This is a genomic window from Hankyongella ginsenosidimutans (assembly GCF_005144965.1).
Lineage (GTDB): Bacteria > Pseudomonadota > Alphaproteobacteria > Sphingomonadales > Sphingomonadaceae > Hankyongella > Hankyongella ginsenosidimutans.
The window spans coordinates 1-24,145 of record NZ_CP039704.1; the positions used below are offsets into that span (position 1 = coordinate 1).

The window sequence follows — 24,145 nt, forward strand, 5'->3', positions numbered from 1 at the left end:
ACGATCACCCAGGGCGGCAAGACCATCAAGGCGCGCCACCGAGGCGGAGCCGGTGACCGGCGTCGCCCGGCTCGACCTCGCCAGCATGCCGGCGGCAGGGGCCGCAACCATCCGCATCGCCTATACCGCGCCGTACCGGGAAGGCGCGGAGGGCCTCTATCGCACTGAGGTCGCCGGCAAATGGTACGGCTTCACCCAGATGGAGCCGATCGACGGCCGTCGCATGTTCCCGAGTTTCGATGAGCCGCGCTTCAAGACGCCGTTCACCGTCTCGGTCAGCACGCCGACCGGCAACAAGGTGGTCGCCAATGCGCCGCTGGCGAAGACAACGCCGCAGAACCACGGCATGACCCTTTTCAGCTTCGCGCCGACCAAGCCCCTGCCACACTACCTCGTGGCGCTGGCGGTCGGTCCGCTCGATATCGTCGAGGGGCTATTCCCCAGCGCCGTGCGCAAGACGGCGGTGCCGTTCCGCGGCGTCGCCACCGAAGGCCAGGGCTCACGCCTTGCCTACGCCCTTCAGCACACGCCGAAGCATGTGGCGCTGCTGGAGGACTATTTCGGCATCCCTACCCATACGAAAAGCTGGACATCATCGCCTCGCCGCAAATGGGCGGCGCGATGGAGCTGGTGCCATCATTTACAACGACAACCTGATCCTGCTGAACCCGAACGCGCCGATCCAGCAGCAGCGGTCGTTCGGGATCGTCAGCGCGCACGAACTGGCGCACCACTGGTTCGGCGATCTGGTGACGCCGGCCTGGTGGACCGACATCTGGCTGAACGAGAGTTTTGCCGAATGGATGGGTGTGAAGGCCAGCCACCTCTGGCGACCCGACCTCGGCATCTCGACCGGCCTGACTGCGGATGCGCTGGGCGCAATGAGCATCGACTCGCGCAAGGCCGGCCGGCCAATCTACCAGCCAGTCACCGACAACACCCAGATCGCCAGCACCTTCGACGGCATCACCTACGAAAAGCGCCGGCGTGCTGGCGATGATCGAAAGCTACATGGGGCCAGAGAGTTCCAGGCCGGCGTGCGCAAGCATCTGCGCGCGCATGCGCATGGAAACGCCACTGCCAGCCAGTTCTTCGCCGCCATGGCGGATGCCGCCGGCGACCCGCAGGTGCTGAGCGCTTTCAAATCCTTCATCGAGCAGGAAGGCGTGCCACTGGTGACCGTCGCACGCAGCGCCGACGGCAAGCAACTGACCCTGCGTCAGGCGCGGTACCGCCCGGTCGGCTCGGCCATTCAGCCCGGCCAGACCTGGGTCATCCCGTTCTGCGCCAAATTCTACGCCGGCGCGCAATCGACCAAGACCTGCACGATCATGACCGGCACTGAGGCGACGCTCGCGGTCCCTGCGGGCTTCGAGCAGGCGGCCGTGATGCCGAATGCGGACGGCGCGGGCTACTATCGGTTTGCGCTCGGTGCCGACGATCAGGCGAAACTGCTGGCGCTCGGCGTTCAACTGCCGGACCGCGAGGCCCTGGCGCTCGCACAGCCTGCAGGCCGCCTTCGACGCCAACGTGACGACGTTCGACGCGCTGGGCGCGGCTGCACAGGCGCTGGTCGGCCACAAGGAGCGCCGCGCCGCGCTCTGGCTACCGGGAAGCCTGGCCGAACTGGACCGCCAGACGCTCTCTGGCGCGGCATCCGCCGCCCTGAAGGCCCGGATCGGCGGCATGCTGAAGCCGGAACTGGCGAAGCTCGGCTTCGATCCCCGTGCCGGTGCGCACCGCAGCGAACCAGCCGACCGGCAGGCCTTGCGCCAGACGCTGGTCGCCGGGCTGTTTTTCGATGCTGAAGACGACGGCATCACAAAACCCTGGCGGATGCCGCGCAAACCTCGCTGGCCAACGCCGATGCGCTGGATGTCGGCTTCCGCGCCACCGCCTGGTCGGCTGGCGTGAAGGCGCTCGGCAAGCCGTTCGCCAGCCAGCTCGCCGCCCGGCTGCTCGAGGGCAAGGACAGCTATGAGCGCGCCCATGCCGCCTTCGCGCTCGGCCACACGCAGGACCTGGCGCTCGCTGCGGAAATGCGCGCTCTGGCACTCGACAAGCGCCTGCGCTTCCAGGAGTCGCTCTCGATCATCGGCAGCCAGTTCGAGGGGCCGGCGACACGCAGCGCAGCCTGGGCCTGGTTCAAGGAGAACGCCAGCGTGATGTTCGACCGCCTGCCCGGGTTCAGCCAGCCGCGCCTGATCGAGATCGCGCAGGGCTTCTGCACGCCGGAGCAGCGGGCGACGTCGCCAGCTTCTTCCCGGCCTGGATCGCCAAGCTCGGCGGCGGCAAGCTGGAACTCGAGCGCACGCTGGATCGATCGACCTGTGCCTCGCCCGCAAGGCGGCCCATGGGGCAGAACTTGCCAGCCTGAACTAAGGCTGCGGCAAGAGGGACGATGCGGCATGACAGATTTTGATATCTCCACCATGCCGCCGCCGTTCGCGCCGGGCGGGCCTAATCCGCGTGAGCGCGGCGGCGGCCACCATGCGGGTCACGCAGGCGAACCCTGCAAGAACTGCGATACCGTGCTGCGGGGAATACTGCCATGCCTGCGGCCAGCCGGGACATCTGCACCGCACCGCGTTTGCGGTGTTCGAGGACTTCATCCACGGCATCGCCCATCTGGACGGCCGGACCTGGAAGACCCTGCCGCGCCTCGTCTTCCAACCCGGCCGGCTGACCCGCGAGTATATCGAGGGCAAGCGCGCCCGCTATGTGCCGCCGATGGCGCTGTTCCTGTTCACCATCTTCACCATGTTCATCGTGTTCGCCTTCACCGGCGGCCCGGCGGAGGTCAATCCGGTGGCGGGGGTGCAAAATGGCGTCGCGCAAAACCCATGAGTCCGGCGGACAAGGCTCAGGCCCGCGCAGACCTTCAGAGGGAGCTGGAAAGCCAAAGCCTCAGGCGACAAGATCGGCGCAGGCGCCTGAGCGGCATCGACGGCCTCGACATCACCGACGCCGGAAGCGACGAAAACCTTGTCGATCTGCTGAAGAAATCGATGAAAGCGGGCAAGCTCAATGTCAGAACCGGTAACGCACACTGGGACGATAAAATAAAACACAAGATGGAAAACCCGGACCTGCTGATCTACAAGCTGCAGAACACCGCCTATAAATTCTCGTTTCTGCTGGTGCCGATCTCCGCGCCGTTCATCTGGCTGATGTTCGCCTGGCGGCGTGGGTTTCGCCTGTACGATCACGTGGTGTTTTCGCTGTATTCGCTGTCCTTCATGTCCATCCTGTTCATTCTTGCCACCTTGCTGAACCGACTCGGCGACTATCTGCCCATTCCCGACAATGCGTGGCTGGCGCTGTTTTTGCACCGGTCGTGCACATCTATGCGCAGTTGATGGGGGCCTATCGGCTCGGCTGGTTCGGCGCGCTCTGGCGCACCGGCTACGTGACCATGATCATGGCCCCGATCGCCATCACCCTGTTCATCGTCGCCATTTTCCTGCTCGGCGCGCTCGGGTGATGGGCGGATGGTCGGGGAGACAGGATTCGAACCTGCGACCCTCTGCTCCCAAAGCAGATGCGCTACCAGGCTGCGCTACTCCCCGACACGACCGGCTGTAACGGGGTGCGCTGCCGATTGCAACGCCCGGCGCAGGCGCTAAAACGGTCGGGTCGCTGAATCCGGGAGTTAAGCGTTGGCCTATTATCTGGTGAAGTCGGAGCCGGACGCCTGGTCCTGGGAGCAACAGTGCGCCGGCGGCGACGTGCCCTGGAGCGGCGTCAGGAACCCGCAGGCGCTGGGCACCATGCGCCAGATGCAGGTGGGGACGAAGCCTTCTTCTACCATTCCAACGTCGGCAAGGAGATCGTCGGGCTGGTGCGGGTCACCCGCAGCTACCCGGACCGGACGAAATCCGGCCTGGTTGACGTGCGGGCGGTCGGCCCCTGCCCCGCCCGGTTTCGCTCGCCGCCATCAAGGCCGAGCCGCGCCTTGCCCATATCGGCCTGGTCCGCCAGTCCCGCCTCTCCGTCATGCCGCTCGACGATGCCGCCGCCGCCCTGCTCAGGCAGATGGGCGGACTGTAGTGGCCGCTTCATGGCTGCCGGCAATCGTCACTGCAGTGCTTCTTGCGACTTCGCATGAAGCGTCCGGGCAGGATGAAGAACGCACGCCCCTTGCGCCATGCCTCAGTTTATCGCCGCTTGATGCCACACCGCTTGAAGCACACCGCTACCTGGGCAAGGACTTTGCCGAGGTCGATGCCCATAGTATTTTCGCGACCGAGATCGGCAAGCTTCCCGTGAGCACCCTCATTACAGCGCATACTTATGTGCTGATACTTAAAATCAAGCGGTTCGAGACCTCAGGCTACATTGGGTTCGGAAAGCATGCCGCGGGCGAAGTTACTGCATCGGTTACTGATCGTGCCGGCGCGCACGTCGATCAATTCTCGACTACGTGCTTCGCCAAAGCCATTGACGATCGCAAGCCCGGATACACGATCCGCTCTGCTGCCAGATTATGCCTTCTTGACGCAGGCAAGGCGCTCGCAAGCTGGCTTGGCGAGCGCCTTGGGTAACCTGCATGTGGCGCGAAGTAGAAACGCCGCAAACCTTTACGAACCGGTGAGACCGACTAACATATTTACATACTGATGGCATTTGGGTAAAAAATTTATACATTTTTCAATAGCATTGGATCAATAGACAGCTTGCAAAAGATAAATCTTATTAATAACCTATACAGTTACGCGTTGGCAAAAAATAACAGCTACCCATACAGATGATGCATGGGCAAACATGAGGCAAGAAATGAAAAAAAATATAATAATCGCCACGTTTTTACTTAATTTTTCCATGAATCCAGCCTTTGCAGAGGAGCAAAAAATAATCTGACTCATGGGCAAGTTCAAATTACACTTAAGGTTGGGGAAACAACCCAGCTTGATGTTATCAACACATTTGGTTCACCTAATATAACAACCATAGATGGTTCTGGACAAAAGTGTGGGTTTACAATAGACACGCTACTGTTTCAGAACAGAATAACTCTTCGTTTTCAATAGGCCTCCTTTTTGGAGGTGCTGGTGAGCCGCTGGCCGGTGGAACTGGCGGAGGGATTGGAAAATCAAAATCAGGCTTTGAACAGACTACTCGAGAAATGACACTGATTATAAAATTTGACAAAAACAAAATTGTAAGTGACTTTAAAAGTAGAAGTAGTTCATTTTGACCAACAAGGGGAGACGGAATGTGACTTTAAAATGAACAAAAATAAAAATTGCAGGCATTTTACTTTTTATTTCACCTCTAATAGCGTGCGAATCCACTAATACAGTAAGGCCTAATACTTTAAGTGGACTGCAGTTACAGCAGTTACAGCAGAGAGATATGAGGTAAAAAGAAGTAGTATTTGCTTCTGTGGTTAGCGTACTGCAAGATACTGGATATATAATTGAGGCTGCTGATTTGCAGACTGGTCTCATTACTGCTAAAAGTCCCAGCTCAAGCAATCTAACTTATAATCCATTTTAGGATTTGGCCGAAAAAATAAATCAACACGAGTTTCCGCATTCATTGAATCACTTAATGGAATAGTCACAAAAGTCAGATTAAATTTCGTATCTGCAGAAGGAAAATCGCAGGGATATGGCCTCAATAGTCAAGTAGATACACCCATAGAAGATGCTGCTGTTTATAGAAACGCCTTTGAGAAAATAGAAAGTTCTATATTTATTAGACAGTCTACACAATGAATTTTACTTTACATCGTGATGACTTTATGTTGACTTGTGCGCCATCGCGTGTTTAGCTGTGCCGCTCACCCAGATCTGGAGAAAGTGGTGAGCGGATCGTGGTTTTGTCCGAGTTCACCACGAGTGGACTTTACATAGCCTACTCCAGTAAGGGTCGGAATGACGATCCCATCCAATGTCATCAGACTCTATTTGCTATGATACTAGGCCGTGGACTCATTAGCTGCGATCCATAGGCGAGTTGAGAAGAGTTTGGCAGCGGCGAGGAAGTTGTCGGCGCGTTTGTCGTATCGCGTGGCCAAGCCTCTGGCGTGCTTGAGTTTTCCGAAGAAGCGCTCGATCAGGTTGCGATAGCGGTAGAGGAAGGAGCTGAAGGCGAAGCCCTTCTTGCGGTTGGCCTTTGGCGGGATGTTGGCGAAGCTGCCGCGCGCCTCGACCTTGTCGCGGATGGCGTCGCTGTCATAGGCCTTGTCGGCGAGGAAAATGCTGCCTTCCGGCACGACCTCGAGCAGCGGATCGGCCTGTTGGCAATCGCTCGCCTGTCCTTCGGAGAGGTGCAACTCGACCGGTAATCCCCGGCCATCGACCAGCGCGTGGATCTTGGTCGTCAGACCGCCCCGGAACGTCCCATGCAGCGATTTGGGTCCCCTTTTAGGGTCGCACCGTGCTGGTGGACCCGGATCGAGGACTGTCGATCATCACCAGTTCGCCGTCGAAAGCCCGGGAAACCGCCGCCAGAAGCCGATCCCACACCCCCGCCTTGCGCCAGCGCACGAACCGGTTGTAACAGGTCGTGTAAGGCCCATAGCGCTCGGGAATATCAGCCCAGGGACTGCCCGTGCGAAAGCGCCACAATATCCCGTTGATGACCCGCCGATCATCCACCCGAGGCACGCCACGGCTCTTGTTCGGAAGCAACGGCTCAATCACCGACCACTCGAAATCTGTCAGGTCAAAACGACGGCGCATATCCAGGCTCCTTTCCCGAACCTTGAATCAATCACTTGCCGTCCGCGCAAGCCAGTTTATGAGTTTACGGCCTGGCCGTGGACTCATAGCTGCGATCCATAGGCGAGTTGAGAAGAGTTTGGCAGCGGCGAGGAAGTTGTCGGCGCGTTTGTCGTATCGCGTGGCCAAGCCTCTGGCGTGCTTGAGTTTTCCGAAGAAGCGCTCGATCAGGTTGCGATAGCGGTAGAGGAAGGAGCTGAAGGCGAAGCCCTTCTTGCGGTTGGCCTTTGGCGGGATGTTGGCGAAGCTGCCGCGCGCCTCGACCTTGTCGCGGATGGCGTCGCTGTCATAGGCCTTGTCGGCGAGGAAAATGCTGCCTTCCGGCACGACCTCGAGCAGCGGATCGGCCTGTTGGCAATCGCTCGCCTGTCCTTCGGAGAGGTGCAACTCGACCGGTAATCCCCGGCCATCGACCAGCGCGTGGATCTTGGTCGTCAGACCGCCCCGGAACGTCCCATGCAGCGATTTGGGTCCCCTTTTGGGTCGCACCGTGCTGGTGGACCCGGATCGAGAACTGTCGATCATCACCAGTTCGCCGTCGAAAGCCCGGGAAACCGCCGCCAGAAGCCGATCCCACACCCCGCCTTGCGCCAGCGCACGAACCGGTTGTAACAGGTCGTGGGCCCATAGCGCTCGGGAATATCAGCCCAGGGACTGCCCGTGCGAAAGCGCCACAATATCCCGTTGATGACCCGCCGATCATCCACCCGAGGCACGCCACGGCTCTTGTTCGGAAGCAACGGCTCAATCACCGACCACTCGAAATCTGTCAGGTCAAAACGACGGCGCATATCAAGGCTCCTTTCCCGAACCTTGAATCAATCACTTGCCGTCCGCGCAAGCCAGTTTATGAGTTTACGGCCTAGGATACACGGAGTGACCAAAACCTAGAAGCTTCGCACCTACGTAGCCGCTCCCCAGGCGGCGTTGCTTTTCCGGCTGTTTGCTGCGGGAGCGATGCGGTAGAGCGTGGAGGAAATTCCTGCAGGCCGCCTCATGACCGCGAACCCCGTCGACCTTGCGCACATCATCCAATTGGCGATTGCGCCGGTGTTTCTGCTCGCCGGCATCGGATCGATGCTGAACGTCATGAGCGTCCGGCTTGGCCGCGTGATCGATCGCGCCCGTATCCTGGAGGAGCGCGCGGTGGTCTATCATGGCCATCTGCCGGAGGACCTGCGGCTGGAATTGCAGGTGCTCAGCCGGCGCATGACGCTGGCGCACAGCGCCATCAGCCTGGGCACGGCCTCTGCCCTGTTCGTCTGCGTGCTGGTCGCCCTGCTGTTTCTCTCCGGCCTGACCGGCAGCAACCTGGGGCGCCTGGTCGCCGTCGCCTTCATTCTGGCGATGAGCCTTTTGGCGCTTGGCCTCACCCTGTTCCTGATCGAGATGTATATCGCCACCCGCTCCGTGCGCGTGCGCCGCGACCTGCTCATGGAGGCGCACGCGACGCGGACTGACGATCCTGCACCGCCGCCAACAGGGAGGGACTGAGCGATGAAGTGGCGCAACGCACGGCAAAGCGACAACATCGAGGACCGGCGCGGCCAGCCGGGTCGGCGCATGGCCGGTCTGCCGCTCGGCGGCAAGGGCGGCCTGCTGGGGCTGGTGGTCATCATCGGGATCTCGATGCTGCTGGGGGTTAATCCGCTGCAGGTGCTGAGCGGGCTGGAGGGCGCGGCGTCGCAGGACGTCGCGGCACCCCGGTCGACGCGCAGGCGGAGCAGCCGCAGGTCGAATTCGCCTCCCGCGTGCTGGGGACACGGAAGATGTCTGGGGTCAGATCCTGCCGAGTTACCAGCCCGCAACCCTCGTGCTCTACCGGGCGCAGACACCGACCGCCTGCGGTCCGGGCGCGGCATCGGCCGGCCTTCTACTGCCCCGGCGACAGGAAGGTGTATCTGGATCTGTCATTCCTCGAAGAACTGCAAAGCCGCTTCGGCGCGCCGGGCGATTTTGCCGCCGCCTACGTCATCGCCCACGAAGTCGGCCACCATGTCCAGACCCTGACCGGCATCTCCGGGAAAGTCCGGCAGGCGCAGCAGGGTGCCGACGAACGCACGGCCAACGTCCTGCAGGTGCGCATGGAACTGCAGGCGGACTGCTATGCCGGCGTCTGGGCACACCATGCCGAGGGGCGCAACCTCCTGGAAGCCGGCGACGTGCAGGAAGCGATGGGTGCGGCTGCCGCTGTCGGTGACGACACGTTGCAGAAGCAGGCAACCGGCCGTGTGGTGCCGGATGCCTTTACCCATGGTTCAGCGGCGCAGCGCCAGCGCTGGTTCATGGCCGGCTACCAGAACGGAAATCCGAACGCCTGCGATACCTTTGCCGCGCGAGCCCTCTAGACCTTGATCGTTTCAGATTGAATCAATCTGAAACGTGAATCATGGTCTAAATTGTTGATAAGAGCCTGTTAAAGCCCGTTGCTCTAACCCTCGTTCATCGTGAACAGCTGGGTGTTGCCGCCGGTTGCTGCGACATTGACCGTGTAGGTGCGCTCGCTGGCGAAGCGATGGAGGTAATAGGGGCCGCCCGCCTTCGGCCCGGTGCCGGAAAGGCCAGCGCCACCGAACGGCTGCACGCCGACCACAGCCCCGGTCATGGAACGGTTGATGTAGGTGTTGCCGCAGCGGCTGGCTGCGAACACACGCCGCGCCGTACCCTCCAGCCGCGAGTGCACGCCCATCGTCAGGCCGTAGCCGGTCGCGCGAATGTCGGCGAGCAGCGCATCAAGCCCGCTGGCCGGGTAGCGCAGCACATGCAGGATCGGACCGAATTCCTCGCGCGTCAGCTCTTTGATGCTGCCGATTTCGATAAGGTGCGGTGCGACAAAGCTGCCATGCGCATGCGCTTCGCCGAGCGGCAGCGCCTTCAGGATGCGCGCCGTTTCCCGCATGCGCGCGATATGCGCCATCAGCCCGTCGGCGGCGGCCTGCGAAATCACCGGGCCGATGTCGCTTGAGAGCTTCGACGGATCACCAAGTACAAGCGTGTCCATCGCGCCCGTAATCATCGCGATCATGGTGTCGGCGATATCGTCCTGCAGGCACAGCACCCGCAGGGCCGAGCAACGCTGACCGGCGCTGAGGAACGCGGACGCGATGACGTCGTCGACAACCTGTTCGGGCAAGGCCGTCGAGTCGACGATCATGGCGTTCTGGCCGCCGGTCTCAGCGATCAGGGTGGCGATGGGGCCGTCCCGGTTCGCAAGCGCCCGGTTGATGCGCTGGGCGGTGACGGTCGACCCGGTGAAGGCGACGCCGGCCACCCGGTCGTCCGGCAACAGCCAGCCGCCGAGCGCCGGGCCGGAGCCGGGCAGCAGGTGCAGCACGTCCTTCGGGACGCCGGCCTCGTGCAGCAGACGCACCGCCTCAAAGGCGATCAGCGGCGTCGTCTCGGCTGGTTTGGCGAGCACAGTGTTGCCGGCCGCCAGCGCCGCCGCGACCTGGCCGGTGAAAATCGCCAGCGGGAAGTTCCAGGGGCTAATGCACAGAAAGACGCCCTTGCCATGCAGGCTGAGCTGGTTGGTCTCGCCCGTCGGCCCCGGCAGCGGCTTGGGCGCACCGAAGTCTTCGCGCGTCCGCGCGGCATAGTAGCGGCAGAAATCGACCGCCTCGCGCACTTCGGCCACCGAGTCCGGCAGGGTCTTGCCCGCCTCCCGGCTCAGCAGCGCGACCAGCGGCTCGAGGCGGGCCTCCATCAGATCTGCCGCGCGCAGCGGGATATCGGCGCGCGCGTGGCCGCCCAGTGCGTCCCAGGCAGCCTGTGCGGCGCTGCTGCATCCAGTGCCGTCAGCGCCTGGGCCTGCGTCGTCTCGGGCGCGCGCCGACGATGATCCGCCGGTCGTGCGGTGCCGTGATCGCGACATCATGCCCGCGCACGACGGGCTGCGCATCAGGGCGGCGACAGCGCCCGCGATGGGGCCAGCACGGCGCGGTCGCTGAGGTCACGCCCGCTCGAATTGGCGCGCTCCTCACCGTACAGGCCCTTGGGCAGGGGATGTTCGGGTGGCGAACCCGCCGAGCTGCCGGACCACCGTGCAAGGGTCGCGCGCCAGCGACGCCGGCGGCGTATCCAGGTCCATGAAGCGATTGACAAAACTGGAATTGGCGCCGTTTTCCAGCAGGCGGCGCACCAGATAGGCCAGAAGATCACGGTGCGCCCCGACCGGCGCATAGACCCGCACCGGCGGCATGCCGGCGATCTGGCGCTGCGCCTCGGCATAGAGCAGGTCGCCCATGCCGTGCAGGCGCTGGAATTCCATGTGGCTGCGATCCTGACCCGCCAGCGCGAGGATCGCTGCCAGCGTGTGCGCGTTGTGCGTGGCAAAGGCACAGTGCAGGGCGTCCCGGTTGGCGAGCATCTTCTTCGCGCAGGCGATGTAGCTGAGGTCGGTCGAGACCTTGCGGGTGAACACCGGATAGTCCGGCAGGCCCAGTTCCTGCGCCCGCTTGATCTCGGTATCCCAATAGCGCCCTTGACCAGCCGCACCACCATGCGCCGCCCGGACCTGCGCGCCAGCGCCGCCGCCCAGTCCACCACATCGAACGCACGCTTGCCGTAAGCCTGCATAGCGAACGCGAGGCCGGACCAACTGGGGTCGGTGTCGTGCGCCAGGCGTTCGATAATGTCGAGCTCAAGCCGGTCGGCTTCCTCCGCGTCGATGGTGAACTGCATGCGCGCCCGCGCAGCCTGCTGCGCGAGTTCCAGCAGCACGGGGTACAGCCGCGCCATCGTGCGCTCCCGGTGCGCCTCATGGTAGCGCGGGTCGAGCGCCGAGAGCTTGACCGAGATGCCGTGGCCAGCCGCTTCGCCACGCTGGTCGGCCAGGGAAATCTTCGCAATCGCATCCCGGTATGCTGCAGCATACCGCGCAGCATCGGTGTCGGTGCGTGCCCCTCGCCCAGCATGTCGAACGAGCACAGGCCCGACGTCTCCGGCTCCTTGCGGCTGCGCGCCAGCGCTGCTCGATGGTCTGGCCCATCACGAACTCGCCGCCCATGATGCGCATCGCCTGGCGCACCGCCTGACGGATGACCGGCTCGCCCAGCCGGTTGACCAGCCGCCCGAACCAGCCCGGCGGATCGCGGGACAGATCGGGATCCATCTCGACAACCCGGCCGGTGAGCAGCAGCGCCCAGGTCGAGGCATTGACCAGCACGGATCCGAACGGCCCAGATGGGCATCCCATCTGCCGCTGCTGATCTTCTCCGCGATCAGGCGGTCCGCCGTATCGGCATCCGGCACCCGCAGCAGCGCTTCCGCAAGGCACATCAGCGCGACGCCCTCGCTGGTGCCCAGCCCGAACTCGGCGAGAAACGCATCCAGCTTGCCGCGCTCGCTGCGCGCGTGCGCGCCCTTCGATCAGGGCGACAGCGGTCGTGCTGGCGCGCGTCAGCAGGTCGGCCGCCGGCTCAAGGGTCGGCGAGGCGCTGCACGACGGCGGCTTCGTCCTCCAGCTTGCGGGCGGCAATCCGGTGGCGGGCGGCGGCAAGGGCGGTATCAGTCATGTGGGTCCCCGGTATATGCAGGCCAGAGTCGTATAACCCGGATACAATCTGACTGCTCCCGGCTCCAGAGCCTGCAGTAATAATACTGCCCCGAGACGCAATATTTGCCTTCAGCAGGCTGTTAAAGCATCAAAGGCCCGTGCTGGATTTTCGGCAGGACATGGCGTGCCACCATGTCGCACTCGTTGATGTGCGGATAGCCGGAAAGGATGAAGGCATCGATGCCTTCCGCCTGATAGGCGCGCAGCTTCGCCACCACCTGATCGGGGTCGCCGACGATGGCCGCGCCACAGCCTGAGCGCGCCCGGCCGATGCCGGTCAGAGATTGGCCTCGACATAACCGTCGTTTGCTTGCGCTGCAGCCCGCAGCTCTGCCTGTCGGGTGACGCCGACACTCTGACTATCCAGCGATTTCTGGCGGATCTGCTCGCCGGTCGCCGCGTCGAGCTTGCTCAGCAGCTTGTCGGCGTATGCCCGTGCCTCCGCTTCCGTCTCCCGCACCACCATGTGGGCGCGGTAACCGAACTTCAGCGTGCGGCCGTATTTCGCAGCCCGCGCCGTCATGTCGGCGATGATCGCCCGCACATTCTCCATGGTGTCCGGCCACATGAGATAGACGTCGCAGCCTTGCGCGGCGGCTTCGCGGGCGTCCTCGCTCAAGCCACCAAAGTACAGCGGCGGGCAGACGCCGGCAGTGGTGGAGACACCGGGCGGATCGAGCTCGAGTTGATAGAATTCGCCCTTGTGGCTGAGGTGTTCGCCGCGCAGCATCGTCTTAAGGATATGCATGACCTCGACCGTGCGATCATAGCGCGCCTTGCTGGGCAGCGTCTCTCCCGGGAGATCCGACGAGATGATGTTGACCGTCAGCCTGCCGCCAAGAATGCGGTCCAGAGTCGCCACGCGGCGCGCCAGTTGCGGCGGCCAGTCCTCGCCGACCCGAACCGCCCACAGCAGCCGCATGCGGCGCACCAGCGGCGCGATGGCACCGGCGAACGCTGTCGTGTCGATGCCAAGCTGATAGCCGGAGGGCAGCAGGATGTTGTCGAAGCCGCCCTTCTCCGCCTGCAGCACGATGTTGCGGCAGTGCTCCCAGCTCGACTTCAGCATCGGGTCGGGAACGCCGAGGAACTCGTAGTCGTCGTCGCAGAGGGCGGAAAACCAGCTGATTTCGCAGGGGTCGTCATGGCAGGGGCGCTCCTTTCGCGGCGACGAAAACCTTGTACCAGTCTGTGCGGGTCCAGACGACCTTGAAGGCGTCGGCGGCCTCGGCGATCCGATGCGGCTGCTGCGAGCCGACGATCGGGATCGGGCGCGCAGGATGCGCCATGATCCAGCTGTAGGCGACGGCAGCGCGCGACACAGCAAACTGCGCGGCGATCCGGTCCAGTTCATCGATCACGGCCTGCTCGCGCGGGGTTCCCGCCTGGCTGATCCGGCCTCCGCCAAGCGGCGACCACGCCAGCACGGCCAGGTTCCGCCGCATCGCCTGGTCCAGCTCGCCGTTCTCGATGGGGTCGATCCGGAACGGCGACAGTTCCGGCTGGCTGGAGACCAGCGCAAACGGCAGAGCGGCCTGCAGGGCCTCGATCTGGTCGACCGTATGGTTCGAGACGCCGAACGCGCGCACCTTGCCCGCCTTCTGCGCGTCTTCCATGGCACGCGCGACCTCCTGCGGGTGCGTCAGGATATCCGGCCGGTGAACCTGCCAGAGGTCGATCTGCTCGACCTGCAGGCGCTTCAGCGAGATGTCGATCGCCGCGCCGAGATAGTCCGGGCTCGAATCGTACGGAACGCCGAGGACGATGCCGCCCTTGGTCGCCAGCACCATGCGCGAGCGCAGTTCCCGGTCCGCTGCAAACAATCGACCCAGCAGCAGTTCGGCGGCACCGAAGCCGCCCTGATCGACACCGTAGATATCGGCGGTGTCGAACAACGTAATCCCGGCATCGAACGCCGCATCGACCAGCGCGCGGGCCGCCCTCAGGTCGTCGCCGTGGAACCGCCACATGCCCCAGGCGATGGAAGAGACTTCGATGTCGGTGTCGCCGAGCGTGCGACGTATTGGGACGGCGGATAAGGTACTCATGCGTTTGCCTTGTTCTGTTTGTTTGAAGACGTCTTGCGGGCGGCGCCGGCTGTATCCTGCCTCGGGCGTGAGTCTGGCGCTGCCGTGGAGGCACGCTTGACGACTTCATGCGCGAGGCGGCGGTGTTCCATGGCTGCGCCAGTCAGCAGCAGGTCGGTCGCCGTGTAGGCCAGTTCCCGGTCGGCTGGCGGACGGTGGTCAGCGGCGGCCAGACCACCTGGGCCAGCGTGGTGTCGTCGAAGCCGGCGACCGAGACTTCGCGCGGGACCGCGATGCCATACCTGTGCGCCGTCGCCAGCACCCCCGCTGCCATATCGTCGTTGCTGGCGAAAATCGCCGTGGGACGGTTCGGCAGCGCGAAGAACTTCTCCGCCGCAACGCCGCTGGCAAAATCGAACAGGCCCTGCGCCACCAGTTGCGGCTCATAGGAAATGCCTGCCCGGTCCAGCCCACGCCGGTAGCCGAACAGGCGCTCATTGCTGGCCGTGTGATTCGGATGGCCGATGATGAACGCAATGCGCCGGTGGCCAAGGTTGATGAGGTAGGTGGTCAGATCGTCCGCCGCCTGCACATCGTCCATGAACACGGATGACGTGAGCGAACGGTTGGTGCCCGGCGAGATACGCACAAACGGAATCTTGGTCTGCTCGAGCGCCTCCAGCACCGGCACGCAATCGGTGACCGGTGAGGACAGCACAACACCGTCCACATGGGTCTCGGCGATCAGGCCGCGGACCTGCTCGCCGACACCCGGATCCGCAACATCGACCGGTTGCGCCAGCAGGCGCACGCGCTCCTCGTGGCAGCGGCTCCAGCAGCCCTCCTGGATCTGATGGATGTAGTACGGGCTGTGATTGTCATAGATCAGCGCCACCTGCCCCGAATTGGTTCCGGCAAGAATGCGCGCTGCAATGCTCGGGCGGAACCCGAGCGTGTCCATGGCATTCTCGACGGCCTGGCGCGTCGCTGGCTTGACATAGGGATGCTTGTTCAAGACGCGCGAGACCGTTTTCACGGAAACGCCGGCACGCAACGCAACATCACGAATCGTTGCACGTTCAGTCATTCAAGCCCCCATTCTCGTGCAAACTCCTGAACAGCGCCGCAAAGCTGCTGTCAGCCCGGAAGAAGGCCGGTGCCGCCCCAACGGCGCATCAACCTCCACCCAGCCGCCACGATAGGCTTGGCCGGTCCACAGGTGAACCCAGTCGTGCGGCGGCAGGTAAAGCAAGCGGGTGCGCGCGCCTTCCACCAAAACCGGCGCCACCAGAACGTCGGGGCCGAACAGATACTGGTCCTGGATGTCGCGGCATGCACAGTCGCTCTCGAATGCCAGGAACAGCGGTCGCTGCACCGGCAGGCCGGTCGCCTCCGCCTGATCGCAGACGAAGCGGGTGTATGGCGCCAGCTGCGCATGAAGGCGCGTCTGGCGTGCGAAGTGCGCGAGAATGTCCGGGCTGCTGTCGATCTGCAGGTTCTCGTCCGGCCGGTTGCCTTCGTGCGTGCGCATGACCGGCGTGAACACCGCCAGTTCCGCCCAGCGCATCAGCAGTTCCGGCGTGCGCACATTGCCCATCAGGCTCGTGTAGCCGCCGATGTCGCTGTGGCTGTAGGCGTTGCCGACCAGGCCTGCGGACAATGCCGCGCAGATGGTGGTGCCGATACCGTCATGGCGGGTGAAATCGACGCTCTGGTCGCCGGCCCAGAGTAGCGGACAGTGCGCCTGAACGCCGCTCCAGCCTGCCCGCATGAAGAACACCGCCTCACCGCGCTTGCCGCGGCTCGCGATGGCGCGCGCATTCACCTCCGCCCAGAGCACCGGCCAGGCATTGTGCGCAAGCATGGGATCAAGCCCGGAGTGCAGACGTACGTCGGTCGGCAGATATTCGCCGAAATCCGCCATCCAGCCGCTGAGACCGAAATCAAGCATTTCCCGCCCGATCACCCGGTCCGCGAACCAGGCACTGGCAGCCGGATTGGTGAAGTCCACCACGCCGCAATCGAACTCGCCGAAGTCGACGAGATACGGCTGGTCGCTATCCTGCCGCAGCGCCAGATAGCCGGCGGCTGCCGCCTCGCCGTACATCGCGCCGTCCACAGCAAGATACGGGTTCACATAGCCGAGAAAACGGATGCCCCGCTGCGCGAGTTCCGCGATCCGGGTGTCCAACTGGGGTAGCGCGTCGGGCTCCACGTCCAGTCCCAGAACAGGCGGCGCCCGAAGCTGGTCTGGCGTATGCCGACCCAGTCTTCGCACCAGAGGCCGGTGACGACCGTCCCGGCCGCGACGATTGCATCCAGACGATCGAAGCTGTTGGCACCGTCCTTCAGTCCGATGATCGCACCAGCGATGGCCCAGTCCGGCAGGCGTGGCTGTCGCCCGAACCGATCCGAGAGCACCGACACCAACCCGGCAAGGCTGTCCGCCGCGTAGACTTCCAGCGTGCAGCCGCCAGCCCAGACTTCGATGCCATGATGGTCATCAGCCCGGAAATCGAAAAGCGTATAGGCTGTGGTGTCCACATGTAGCGCATAGCGGCGCGAGGACAGATATGTCGGCTGCGGGTAGTTGGTCGTCCAATAGTCGCCGCCGGCCATGCCCTGCGCATCCATGGCGCGCGTAAGTTCGGTGGTCTTGTCGCGTCCGACCCCGGCTCGGAGGTCCACAGCGGAAAGCGACGCCCGCGCATGTTCAGGTACGACATCTGCTCGCCGCCGCCCCAGACACGCTCATCGGGAAGTGCCGCCACCTTCAGAAACAGGCGATTGAAGCGCGCATCCGTCGCCGCGATCTCTAACCGCAGGCTATCGCCGCACTCGACGATCCGCAGGGTCAGGAGCGGTGCGGACTGCGCGTCTTCGCCCAGGAGGACTCTCAAGCCGTCATGCATGGCCTCGACCGTCGCATGCCGAAGGTCCACCACCTCGAGCAGCGCGTCACGCAGATCGAAGTTGCCGCGCACCATAATCACGTCGGGCGCACCAACGCCGATGGCTGCGAGCGGAGCGTCGGATGTATGCCGCATAAGCCGCTGACCACCGAAAGACAGATCAAACCCGCCTTCAGTTTGACAATAGTGCAGATGCGTCGCCATCGATGCCTTCACGCCAACTCCCCATGCTGACTGTGGCGCAGATGCTGCACTCCCGGCGGCACTCGTAGCGCCAGGTCCTCTGGCCACGCCTCAGCTTATGACAACGCTTGACATATCCCCGGCAATTCTGCAACTCGAGAATTAAATGGTCACGCAGTCTGCGATGACCCAAGAAAAACAATTTTGGGGAGTTGAGCGCATTAAATGTGCAATCTCATGGTCTTGGTCATTATCAGCGATGCGCAGCCCCAGCCGGCGATGCGCCTGCCGCCCGGCCGCGTCACGCATGGCTTGCGATAGACAAGGCAAATACGGAGCGCTCGCCAACGCACCGAAGTTTTTGATCGTAACCGCAAAGAGGAAGGACAGAAGATGACATTCCCGACCCTGCGAAAGACGCTGCTTGCTGGAGCCAGCGTCCTGGCGTGCAGCCCTGGTCAACTGCCTTCGCACAGGAAGACGCAAGCGCAACCCAGCTCGACACCATCGTGGTGACCGCCCAGAAAGTGTCGCAGAATCTTCAGGATGTGCCGATTTCCGTCTCCAGCGTCAGCGGCGACGCCCTGATCAATTCCGGTACCAGCAGCCTGGAACAGCTTGGCCAGATCGTCCCGTCGCTGACGTTCCGCAAGGGCACCACTTCCGCCAACTCGGCGCTGGTCCTGCGCGGGGTCGGCACCATCAGTTTCTCGTTGGCGGCCGAGCCAAGTGTGTCGACGGTGGTGGACGGCATCGTCCTCAGCCGCTCGGGCCAGGCCTTCACCGATCTGGTCGATGTCGAGCGGATCGAGGTGTTGCGCGGCCCGCAAGGCACCCTGTTCGGCAAGAATGCATCGGCCGGTCTGCTCAGTATTGTCTCCAAAGGCGGCACCGACGACTTCGAAGGCGACGTGCAGCTTGGTTTCAATGCACCGTCCGAATACCGCGGGCGGGTCAGCCTTGCCGGGCCGATCACCGAAAATCTGACCGCACGCGTCACCGGATTCTATGGCACCTACGACGGCAATATCACCAATGTTTTGGCGGGCGCGACGAGCGCGTCAACGGCTACGAGCATCGTGGCGGACGTTTGCTGCTGGACTGGAAAGCAGCGGATTTCGCCAAGTTTCGCTTCATTACCGACTATTATGAAGCCGATGACGATTGCTGCGCCGAAGTGACGGGCGTCTCACGCGGGGCAGTTCTCGATGCGGAACTGGGCTTCGACAACACGCGCGGCGAGGACGTCCGTGAGGTCAATCAAAATCTTGTCACCGAAACCCACGACCGCCAGTGGAGCGCGACGCTCCAGGGCGACTTCAACCTGCCGCTCGACCACACGCTGACAGTGGTTACAGGCTTCCGCAACTGGCAGAACACGGAAATCCGCGAGGGAGACTTTCTGCCACGCGCGCTGGTCGGCACAGCAGAGCTGCATGACCAAGGTTTCGTCGAGACCGACCAGTATTCCGCGGAAATCCGCCTGGCGTCAGACCAGAGCCAGACCTTCACCTATCAGGTCGGCGGTTTCTGGTGGCACTCCGACAACCAGCAGCAATTCACCCGCCGCGACATAACCTGCGCGACGACCACCCTGCCGACCGATCCGGTAACCGGCGGGCAACCCTGCAACGTCGCCGATACGGTCAACACCCTGTTCCCGACCGCCACATCGAACAGCGATGTCAATTTCAACAACTTCGCCTTCTTCGGCCAGGGTACCTACAATGTCACCGAGCGCCTGCGCTTCACGGGCGGCGTGCGCTGGACCCGCGACATCGTCGAGTTCACCCACATTCGCGCTCCCGGCGTCAACGCCACGACCGGCCTGCCGGCAACCGGCCCCGGCGTAAGCGGCAGCCCGGCAGGAGGCACGATCGCCGCTGGCGGCAACGGCACCAACACCTCGACGGGCCGTACCAGCAACAACAATTTCTCCGGCAAAGCGGTTGTGCAATTCGATCTGTTCGAGGACGTGATGCTCTACGCGAGCTACACACGCGGCTACAAAGGCCCGGCTTTCAACGTCTTCTTCAACCACACCGCGCCGACGAACTCGCTACCGATCAACAAGGAAACCTCGAATTCGTATGAAGGCGGCATCAAGAGCCGCTTCTTCGACAACCGCCTGCAAGTCAACGCATCCGGTTTTACGTCAAATACGATGGCTTCCAGGCGAACAACTTCGTTCTGCTCAACGGTGCCGTCGTTACCAACCTGACCAATGCGGGAACCGTGACGTCTGCAGGCTTTGAGATCGAGACAATCGGCAAGGTTCTGCCAGGCTGGACGCTCAGTTCAAGCGTTGCCTATGCAGACGCCAAGGTCCAGCGCTTCAATCCTAACCCGCTGACCAATGCCCCGGATGCCCGCGACGGCACGCGCCTGCCGCTGGCCCCAAGTGGAGCTTCAACCTCGCCTCTGACTATGAACGTTCCCTGTCGTCGATCGGCGTGCCGATGGTCGCGTATCTGCGCACCTCCTACAGCTACACCGGCGACCAGTTCTCGGACCTCGGCGAAGGCGGCCCCATTGATCAATACGGCATCTGGAACGCCAGCTTCGGCTTGTCGGACGAGGATGACAAATACCGCGTGACCTTCACGGTGCGGAACATCCTCGACAAGAGCTATGTCTCGCTGAACACCTCGAACGGGCAGCGCCTGCTGATCCCGCGCGATGCCGATCGCTATGTGGGCGTCAACCTGCGGATTCGCCTCGACTGAGATTGCGGTCTGGTCGGCGAGGGTGAAGCGTGATGCTAAACCCTCTGCCGATCAGGCACATTACAAACAAATGTCCCTCCGACCTCCAGCCGTGCGGCGTCCGCGTCGCACGGCTTTCTTCAGCCCTCGGGGTCCGCCAGGGTCATTCTGGGCTGCAGCACATGAATGAACGCCAGCGCCGCAAGATAGGCGCCGGAGCACACGGCGAACATCGGCGTGTAGCCCAGGCCCGCATGCAGCGACCAGCCGGCAAACTCGATCATGCCGGTGCCCGTCAGGTTGCCCGCGATGCCGCCAAACGCGATTACCGTCGCCAATTGCCGCGTTGGCACCGTGTCCGTCGCCATGCCGAAAATACCGGTGGAGAAGCCTTGGTGCGCGAACAGACCTAGCCCGATCAGAACCGCCGCTAGCCAGGGGTTGCCGGATGAGAGCGCCAGCGGCATCGGCAGGATTGCCAGCGCATAGAACAGCATGCTGTACTTGCGTGCCTTGTTCAGGCCGAGCCCGCGCGCCTCCAGAAACACAAACAGGCCACCGCTGCTGACCGCACCCACCGCTGCAAACAGAAAAATGATGGCGATCGGATAGCCGAGTTGCCCCTGATCCATGCCGAATTCCCGGTGGAAGAAGTCCGGCATCCAGAACAGCACGAACCACCAGACAAGGTCCGTGAGCGCCTTGGCACCGATCACGGACCAGGCGCGCCTGTCCTGAGGATTTCCCGGACCGAGGCACCAGGACTGCGCTTCGCGGTCGTATGGCGTGCCGGCAGCCGACGAGTTGCGCCGAGCCAGAGCGCCAGCCACACAAATCCCAGCGCCCCGGTCACCAGGAAGGCCGCCTTCCAGCCGAACGCCAGCGCCAGCGGCGGTATCAGCAACAGGGTCAGAATGGCGCCGATGTTGGGCGCCGTGTTGATGATGCCGATACCCAGCGCTCGCTCCCGCATCGGCAGATATGTCGCGGCGGCCTTCATGGCGGCAGGCGTATTGCAGGACTCGGCGACCGCAAGCACGACTCGCGCCGCGAGTGCTGCACGCTTGCTGCAAACGCATGCGCCATCCCGGCAGCACTCCACACCGCCACTGCCAGCCCGTAGGCGACCCGGACCCCGAACCGGTCGACGAACCAGCCGACGCCAAGGAGCGCGAACGCTGCCGAGAGCTGGAATGCGGATCAAGGTGCGCGAAATCCTGGTCGGTCCAGTTGAATTCCTGCACGAGCGTCGGTTTCAGCAAGGCAAGCACCTGCCGGTCGACGTAGTTCAGAGCGGTCGCGAAAAGATCAGCCCGATCAAACCGTAACGCAGAGCTGCCCCGGCTTCGCTGGCCGGCTTGGTCATGTCCATGGCGTGTCCTTCCCCGCTGGCCGCAACCGTTCCTTTCAATATCCGGATCGGCGGATTTATTCATTGCAGCATCTCAGCACGGAACATTATAAGCGAGCATATGACACCGCAAGACACAAACGCGCCCATCGCCGCGGACCTTTTCGGCGAACTCTACCTCTCCGAAGCGTCGAAGCCGGAAAAGGCACACGCGCGGCTCTATGGCATGGTCGTCGTCTCCATTGCGGCACTTGCAGCCTCCTGGCTCAGCGAACATTACGGCATGCCCATCATCGTGCTGGGGCTGTTGATGGGACTTGCGCTCAATTTCATGAACAGTGACCAGCGCATCCATCCGGGCCTGGACTTCGCCGGCACCAATTGCCTGCGTCTTGGCATCGTCATCCTCGGCACGCAGGTCACGTTCGCGCAGTTTCACGCCCTTGGCATCGTCTCCTTTGTCGGGCTGTTGCTGACCATGGCCTGCGTGGTGACGGCCGGGATTGCGACAGCGCGGGCCTACAGTCGTCCTGTCCCCGAAGGCGTGCTCGCGGGCGGCGCAACCGCAATCTGCGGCGCCTCCGCTGCACTGGCGCTCTATGGCGTCATCGGGAAGGACCGGGTCAGCCAGGCGCAGTTCACCCTGACTCTGGTGACCATCTCCGGTGCCAGCGCGGTCGCCATGTCCTTCTATCCCCTGCTGGCCGGGGCGCTGCAGCTGACGGACCAGCAGGCCGGGTTCCTGATCGGCGCGTCGATCCACGATGTCGCCCAGGCGATCGGTGGCGGCTATGCCTATTCCCAGAATGCGGGCGAGATCGCCACCATCGTCAAGCTGTCGCGAGTCGCCCTGCTGGCCCCGCTGGTGGCGGTGGCCGGCCTGATGCTGGCGCGCCGGGCCAGCCCCGGCACTCGCTTAAAAGCGCGATGCGCCTGCCCTGGTTCATCTGGGCGTTTTTCGGGCTGGTCTGCCTGAATTCACTGGTAACCTTGCCGCAGGTTATCGGCCACTATGGCCTGATCGTCTCGAAGACAATGCTGTTGCTCGCAGTGATTGCGACCGCCATGAAGTCGCAGCTCCGGTTGCTCATGACCCTGGGATGGCGCAGCGTCATGCCGGTCGCCGCCTCGACGCTGGTTGCGTTTGTGGTGGCGCTTTCGTTTGCGGTGGGGTTTTGTGACCGACAAAGTCTACGATCTTCTGGTTGTCGGCGGCGGCGTCAACGGCTGCGGCATCGCGCGTGATGCCGCGTTGCGCGGCGCCAAGGTCGTGCTCGTGGAGCGCGGCGATCTGGCGCAAGGCACGTCATCGGCGTCAACGAAGCTGATCCATGGCGGGCTGCGCTATCTGGAGCATTACGAGTTTGCGCTTGTGCGCGAGGCCCTGAGCGAGCGCGAACGGCTTTGGGCCGTGGCACCGCACATCATCTGGCCACTGCGCTTTGTCTTGCCCTATCGCCCCGGCCTGCGGCCACGCTGGCTGCTGCGGATGGGCCTGTTCCTCTATGACCATCTGGGCGGCCGCAAACACCTGCCGCCGACGCGAACCTTGAACCTGCGCAAGGATGCCGCCGGTCGGCCACTGCAGCCGCAGTTCCGCTTCGCCTTCGAATATTCCGACTGCTGGGTCGACGATGCGCGCCTGGTGGTGCTGAATGCGCGCGATGCCGCCGACCATGGCGCGGAAATCCACACCCGGTCCGAGCTTATCCAACTGGCGCGGCTTGACGACCTCTGGCGCGCAACCCTCAGCGATGGCCGGATACTGCTCGCGCGTGCAGCTATCAATGCCGCCGGGCCGCGGGTGCTGGAAGCGCTTGGGCGGGCGCATGTGGCGACTTCCCAGAGCATGCGGCTGGTCCGTGGCTCGCACATCGTCGTACGCCGACTGTACGACCACGACCGGGCCTACTTCTTCCAGCTCCCGGACAAGCGGATTTTCTTCGCCATCCCCTACGAGGATGATTTCACCCTGGTCGGCACCACGGATGCAGACCATCACGGATCGCTCGACGACGTCCACGCGACGCCGGAGGAAATCGCCTATCTGTGCGAGGGCGCGAACGGCTACTTCCGCACTAAGCTTACGCCGGCGGATGTCGTCTGGTCCTACGCCGGCGTGCGCCCGCTGATCGACGACGGCTCCGGCAAGCCGGAAGCGGCGACGCGCGGCTATACCCTGCGAGTCGACGGTGGCGCCAGGAAGCCCCGCTGCTGAGCGTGTTCGGCGGCAAGATCACCACCTATCGCCACCTGGCGGCGGCGGCAGTCGACAAGCTGCGCCCGTGGCTGCCCGTGCTGGCCACGGCGTCCACGACGGATAACCGGCCATTGCCGGGCGGCGACTTCCCGATCGACGGCGTCCCGGCGTTGCAGCAGCGCCTGCAGGCCCGCTATCCTTTCATCGATCCCGCAACGATCGCACGTCTGGCCCGCCAGTATGGCACACGCGCATTTGCCTGGCTCGGGGAGGCTCGCACCGCGCAGGACCTTGAACAGGGGTTCGGCCACGGCCTGACCCAGGCCGAAGTCGACTATCTGACGACGCAGGAATGGGCGCGAACCGCCGACGACATCCTGTGGCGGCGCACGAAACTCGGGCTGCGGCTATCTGCGGCGGAGCGCGCGGCGCTCGAGGCTTATCTCAAAGACAAGGGGGCGACGATGATACGGCTGGTAGCGATC

18 protein-coding genes, 1 tRNA gene and 13 pseudogenes are annotated in these 24,145 nt (G+C 63.3%); 19 read left to right on the forward strand and 13 right to left on the reverse strand.

What is annotated here, in order from left to right:
• Positions 1–52: 52 nt before the first annotated feature.
• Both E6W36_RS22555 and E6W36_RS22560 read left to right on the forward strand, forming a co-directional pair.
• Positions 53–382: pseudogene (locus E6W36_RS22555) on the forward strand (M1 family metallopeptidase); the annotation flags it as partial.
• A 154-nt stretch (positions 383–536) separates the two neighbouring features.
• Positions 537–1,064: pseudogene (locus tag E6W36_RS22560) on the forward strand (M1 family aminopeptidase); the annotation flags it as partial.
• Here the strand turns inward: E6W36_RS22560 and E6W36_RS00010 are convergent.
• On the reverse strand, positions 1,008–1,529 hold the full coding sequence (locus tag E6W36_RS00010) for a hypothetical protein (RefSeq protein ID WP_222874550.1): 522 nt from the start codon (positions 1,527–1,529) through the stop codon (positions 1,008–1,010). The pseudogene E6W36_RS22560 and the gene E6W36_RS00010 overlap by 57 nt on opposite strands.
• 1 nt (position 1,530) lies before the next feature.
• On the opposite strand from E6W36_RS00010, the gene E6W36_RS00015 reads away from it, so the two are divergent.
• The 5 genes and pseudogenes from E6W36_RS00015 to E6W36_RS00035 all read left to right on the forward strand — a co-directional run bounded on the left by E6W36_RS00015 (position 1,531) and on the right by E6W36_RS00035 (position 3,484).
• On the forward strand, positions 1,531–1,914 hold the full coding sequence (locus E6W36_RS00015; RefSeq protein WP_222874551.1) for a hypothetical protein: 384 nt from the start codon (positions 1,531–1,533) through the stop codon (positions 1,912–1,914).
• A pseudogene (locus E6W36_RS22565) lies at positions 1,911–2,183 on the forward strand (hypothetical protein); the annotation flags it as partial. The gene E6W36_RS00015 and the pseudogene E6W36_RS22565, both read left to right, overlap by 4 nt.
• Before the next feature lie 286 nt (positions 2,184–2,469).
• Positions 2,470–2,847, forward strand: coding sequence for a DUF3667 domain-containing protein (locus E6W36_RS00025; protein WP_246047871.1), 378 nt, complete (start codon positions 2,470–2,472; stop codon positions 2,845–2,847).
• The gene (locus E6W36_RS00030; protein ID WP_222873375.1) at positions 2,844–3,359 is read left to right on the forward strand and encodes a hypothetical protein; all 516 of its coding nucleotides are present in this window, start codon (positions 2,844–2,846) and stop codon (positions 3,357–3,359) included. The genes E6W36_RS00025 and E6W36_RS00030 overlap by 4 nt, the downstream gene beginning before the upstream one ends.
• On the forward strand, positions 3,338–3,484 hold the full coding sequence (locus E6W36_RS00035; RefSeq protein WP_222873376.1) for a hypothetical protein: 147 nt from the start codon (positions 3,338–3,340) through the stop codon (positions 3,482–3,484). The genes E6W36_RS00030 and E6W36_RS00035 overlap by 22 nt, the downstream gene beginning before the upstream one ends.
• 8 nt (positions 3,485–3,492) lie before the next feature.
• On the opposite strand, the gene E6W36_RS00040 is transcribed toward E6W36_RS00035, so the two are convergent.
• Positions 3,493–3,569 (reverse strand) — tRNA-Pro (locus E6W36_RS00040).
• 105 nt (positions 3,570–3,674) lie between these two features.
• Between E6W36_RS00040 and E6W36_RS21255 the strand changes: the two are divergent.
• The 4 genes and pseudogenes from E6W36_RS21255 to E6W36_RS00055 form a co-directional block, all read left to right on the forward strand.
• Positions 3,675–3,817 (forward strand): annotated as a pseudogene (locus E6W36_RS21255) (EVE domain-containing protein); the annotation flags it as partial.
• Between the two features lie 146 nt (positions 3,818–3,963).
• Entirely contained in the window at positions 3,964–4,050 is an 87-nt protein-coding gene (locus E6W36_RS21260; protein ID WP_342776900.1) for a hypothetical protein, read from the forward strand.
• Positions 4,050–4,544 carry a hypothetical protein gene (locus tag E6W36_RS00050; protein ID WP_222873377.1) on the forward strand — a complete coding sequence of 165 codons (495 nt, stop codon included), beginning with the start codon at positions 4,050–4,052 and terminating at the stop codon, positions 4,542–4,544. The genes E6W36_RS21260 and E6W36_RS00050 overlap by 1 nt, the downstream gene beginning before the upstream one ends.
• A 425-nt stretch (positions 4,545–4,969) precedes the next feature.
• Entirely contained in the window at positions 4,970–5,197 is a 228-nt protein-coding gene (locus tag E6W36_RS00055; protein ID WP_222873341.1) for a hypothetical protein, read from the forward strand.
• Between the two features lie 726 nt (positions 5,198–5,923).
• On the opposite strand, the pseudogene E6W36_RS00060 reads toward E6W36_RS00055, so the two are convergent.
• Together E6W36_RS00060 and E6W36_RS00065 are read right to left on the reverse strand one after the other, a co-directional pair.
• Positions 5,924–6,689: pseudogene (locus E6W36_RS00060) on the reverse strand (IS5 family transposase).
• Positions 6,690–6,803: 114 nt separating this feature from the next.
• Positions 6,804–7,519, reverse strand: a pseudogene (locus tag E6W36_RS00065) (IS5 family transposase); the annotation flags it as partial.
• Between the two features lie 205 nt (positions 7,520–7,724).
• Between E6W36_RS00065 and E6W36_RS00070 the strand changes: the two are divergent.
• The 3 genes from E6W36_RS00070 to E6W36_RS00080 are packed head-to-tail and all read left to right on the forward strand — an operon-like array spanning position 7,725 to position 9,076.
• Positions 7,725–8,222, forward strand: coding sequence for a DUF2721 domain-containing protein (locus tag E6W36_RS00070; RefSeq protein WP_222873378.1), 498 nt, complete (start codon positions 7,725–7,727; stop codon positions 8,220–8,222).
• Between the two features lie 3 nt (positions 8,223–8,225).
• Positions 8,226–8,738 (forward strand): neutral zinc metallopeptidase, encoded by a 513-nt coding sequence (locus E6W36_RS17035; protein ID WP_246047876.1) that lies wholly within the window; start codon positions 8,226–8,228, stop codon positions 8,736–8,738.
• A complete protein-coding gene (locus E6W36_RS00080; protein WP_246047878.1) occupies positions 8,624–9,076 on the forward strand; it encodes a neutral zinc metallopeptidase in 453 nt (150 codons plus the stop codon). The genes E6W36_RS17035 and E6W36_RS00080 overlap by 115 nt, the downstream gene beginning before the upstream one ends.
• An 83-nt stretch (positions 9,077–9,159) precedes the next feature.
• Here the strand turns inward: E6W36_RS00080 and E6W36_RS00085 are convergent, their stop codons facing one another.
• The 8 genes and pseudogenes from E6W36_RS00085 to E6W36_RS21270 form a co-directional block, all read right to left on the reverse strand.
• Complete coding sequence (locus E6W36_RS00085) at positions 9,160–10,626, reverse strand: L-glutamate gamma-semialdehyde dehydrogenase (RefSeq protein ID WP_222873379.1); 1,467 nt, start codon at positions 10,624–10,626, stop codon at positions 9,160–9,162.
• A gap of 78 nt (positions 10,627–10,704) precedes the next feature.
• Positions 10,705–11,654: pseudogene (locus E6W36_RS00090) on the reverse strand (proline dehydrogenase family protein).
• A gap of 124 nt (positions 11,655–11,778) precedes the next feature.
• Positions 11,779–12,005, reverse strand: a pseudogene (locus E6W36_RS22570) (hypothetical protein); the annotation flags it as partial.
• Between the two features lie 357 nt (positions 12,006–12,362).
• Positions 12,363–13,411 (reverse strand): annotated as a pseudogene (locus E6W36_RS00105) (LLM class flavin-dependent oxidoreductase).
• Positions 13,412–13,424: 13 nt separating this feature from the next.
• Positions 13,425–14,330, reverse strand: a complete 906-nt coding sequence (locus E6W36_RS00110) for an aldo/keto reductase (protein ID WP_222873346.1) — start codon at positions 14,328–14,330, stop codon at positions 13,425–13,427.
• A gap of 74 nt (positions 14,331–14,404) precedes the next feature.
• Positions 14,405–15,396: pseudogene (locus E6W36_RS00115) on the reverse strand (LacI family DNA-binding transcriptional regulator); the annotation flags it as partial.
• Positions 15,397–16,524, reverse strand: coding sequence for a TIM-barrel domain-containing protein (locus E6W36_RS21265; RefSeq protein ID WP_342776705.1), 1,128 nt, complete (start codon positions 16,522–16,524; stop codon positions 15,397–15,399).
• Positions 16,443–16,997 carry a hypothetical protein gene (locus tag E6W36_RS21270; protein ID WP_342776706.1) on the reverse strand — a complete coding sequence of 185 codons (555 nt, stop codon included), beginning with the start codon at positions 16,995–16,997 and terminating at the stop codon, positions 16,443–16,445. Before E6W36_RS21270 ends, E6W36_RS21265 begins: the two co-directional genes overlap by 82 nt.
• Before the next feature lie 853 nt (positions 16,998–17,850).
• Here E6W36_RS21270 and E6W36_RS21275 point away from each other — a divergent pair.
• The 3 genes from E6W36_RS21275 to E6W36_RS21285 all read left to right on the forward strand — a co-directional run bounded on the left by E6W36_RS21275 (position 17,851) and on the right by E6W36_RS21285 (position 20,130).
• Positions 17,851–18,585: a TonB-dependent receptor gene (locus tag E6W36_RS21275; protein WP_342776720.1), complete on the forward strand. Its 735-nt coding sequence runs from the start codon at positions 17,851–17,853 to the stop codon at positions 18,583–18,585.
• Positions 18,495–19,625, forward strand: a complete 1,131-nt coding sequence (locus tag E6W36_RS21280; RefSeq protein ID WP_342776721.1) for a TonB-dependent receptor domain-containing protein — start codon at positions 18,495–18,497, stop codon at positions 19,623–19,625. The genes E6W36_RS21275 and E6W36_RS21280 overlap by 91 nt, the downstream gene beginning before the upstream one ends.
• A gap of 232 nt (positions 19,626–19,857) precedes the next feature.
• Entirely contained in the window at positions 19,858–20,130 is a 273-nt protein-coding gene (locus E6W36_RS21285) for a hypothetical protein (protein WP_342776708.1), read from the forward strand.
• A gap of 119 nt (positions 20,131–20,249) precedes the next feature.
• Here E6W36_RS21285 and E6W36_RS22575 read toward each other — a convergent pair.
• A pseudogene (locus E6W36_RS22575) lies at positions 20,250–21,475 on the reverse strand (MFS transporter).
• Between the two features lie 268 nt (positions 21,476–21,743).
• On the opposite strand from E6W36_RS22575, the pseudogene E6W36_RS00135 reads away from it, so the two are divergent.
• A pseudogene (locus E6W36_RS00135) lies at positions 21,744–22,705 on the forward strand (YeiH family protein).
• Positions 22,638–24,115 (forward strand): annotated as a pseudogene (locus E6W36_RS00140) (glycerol-3-phosphate dehydrogenase); the annotation flags it as partial. The pseudogenes E6W36_RS00135 and E6W36_RS00140, both read left to right, overlap by 68 nt.
• Positions 24,116–24,145 lie beyond the last annotated feature (30 nt).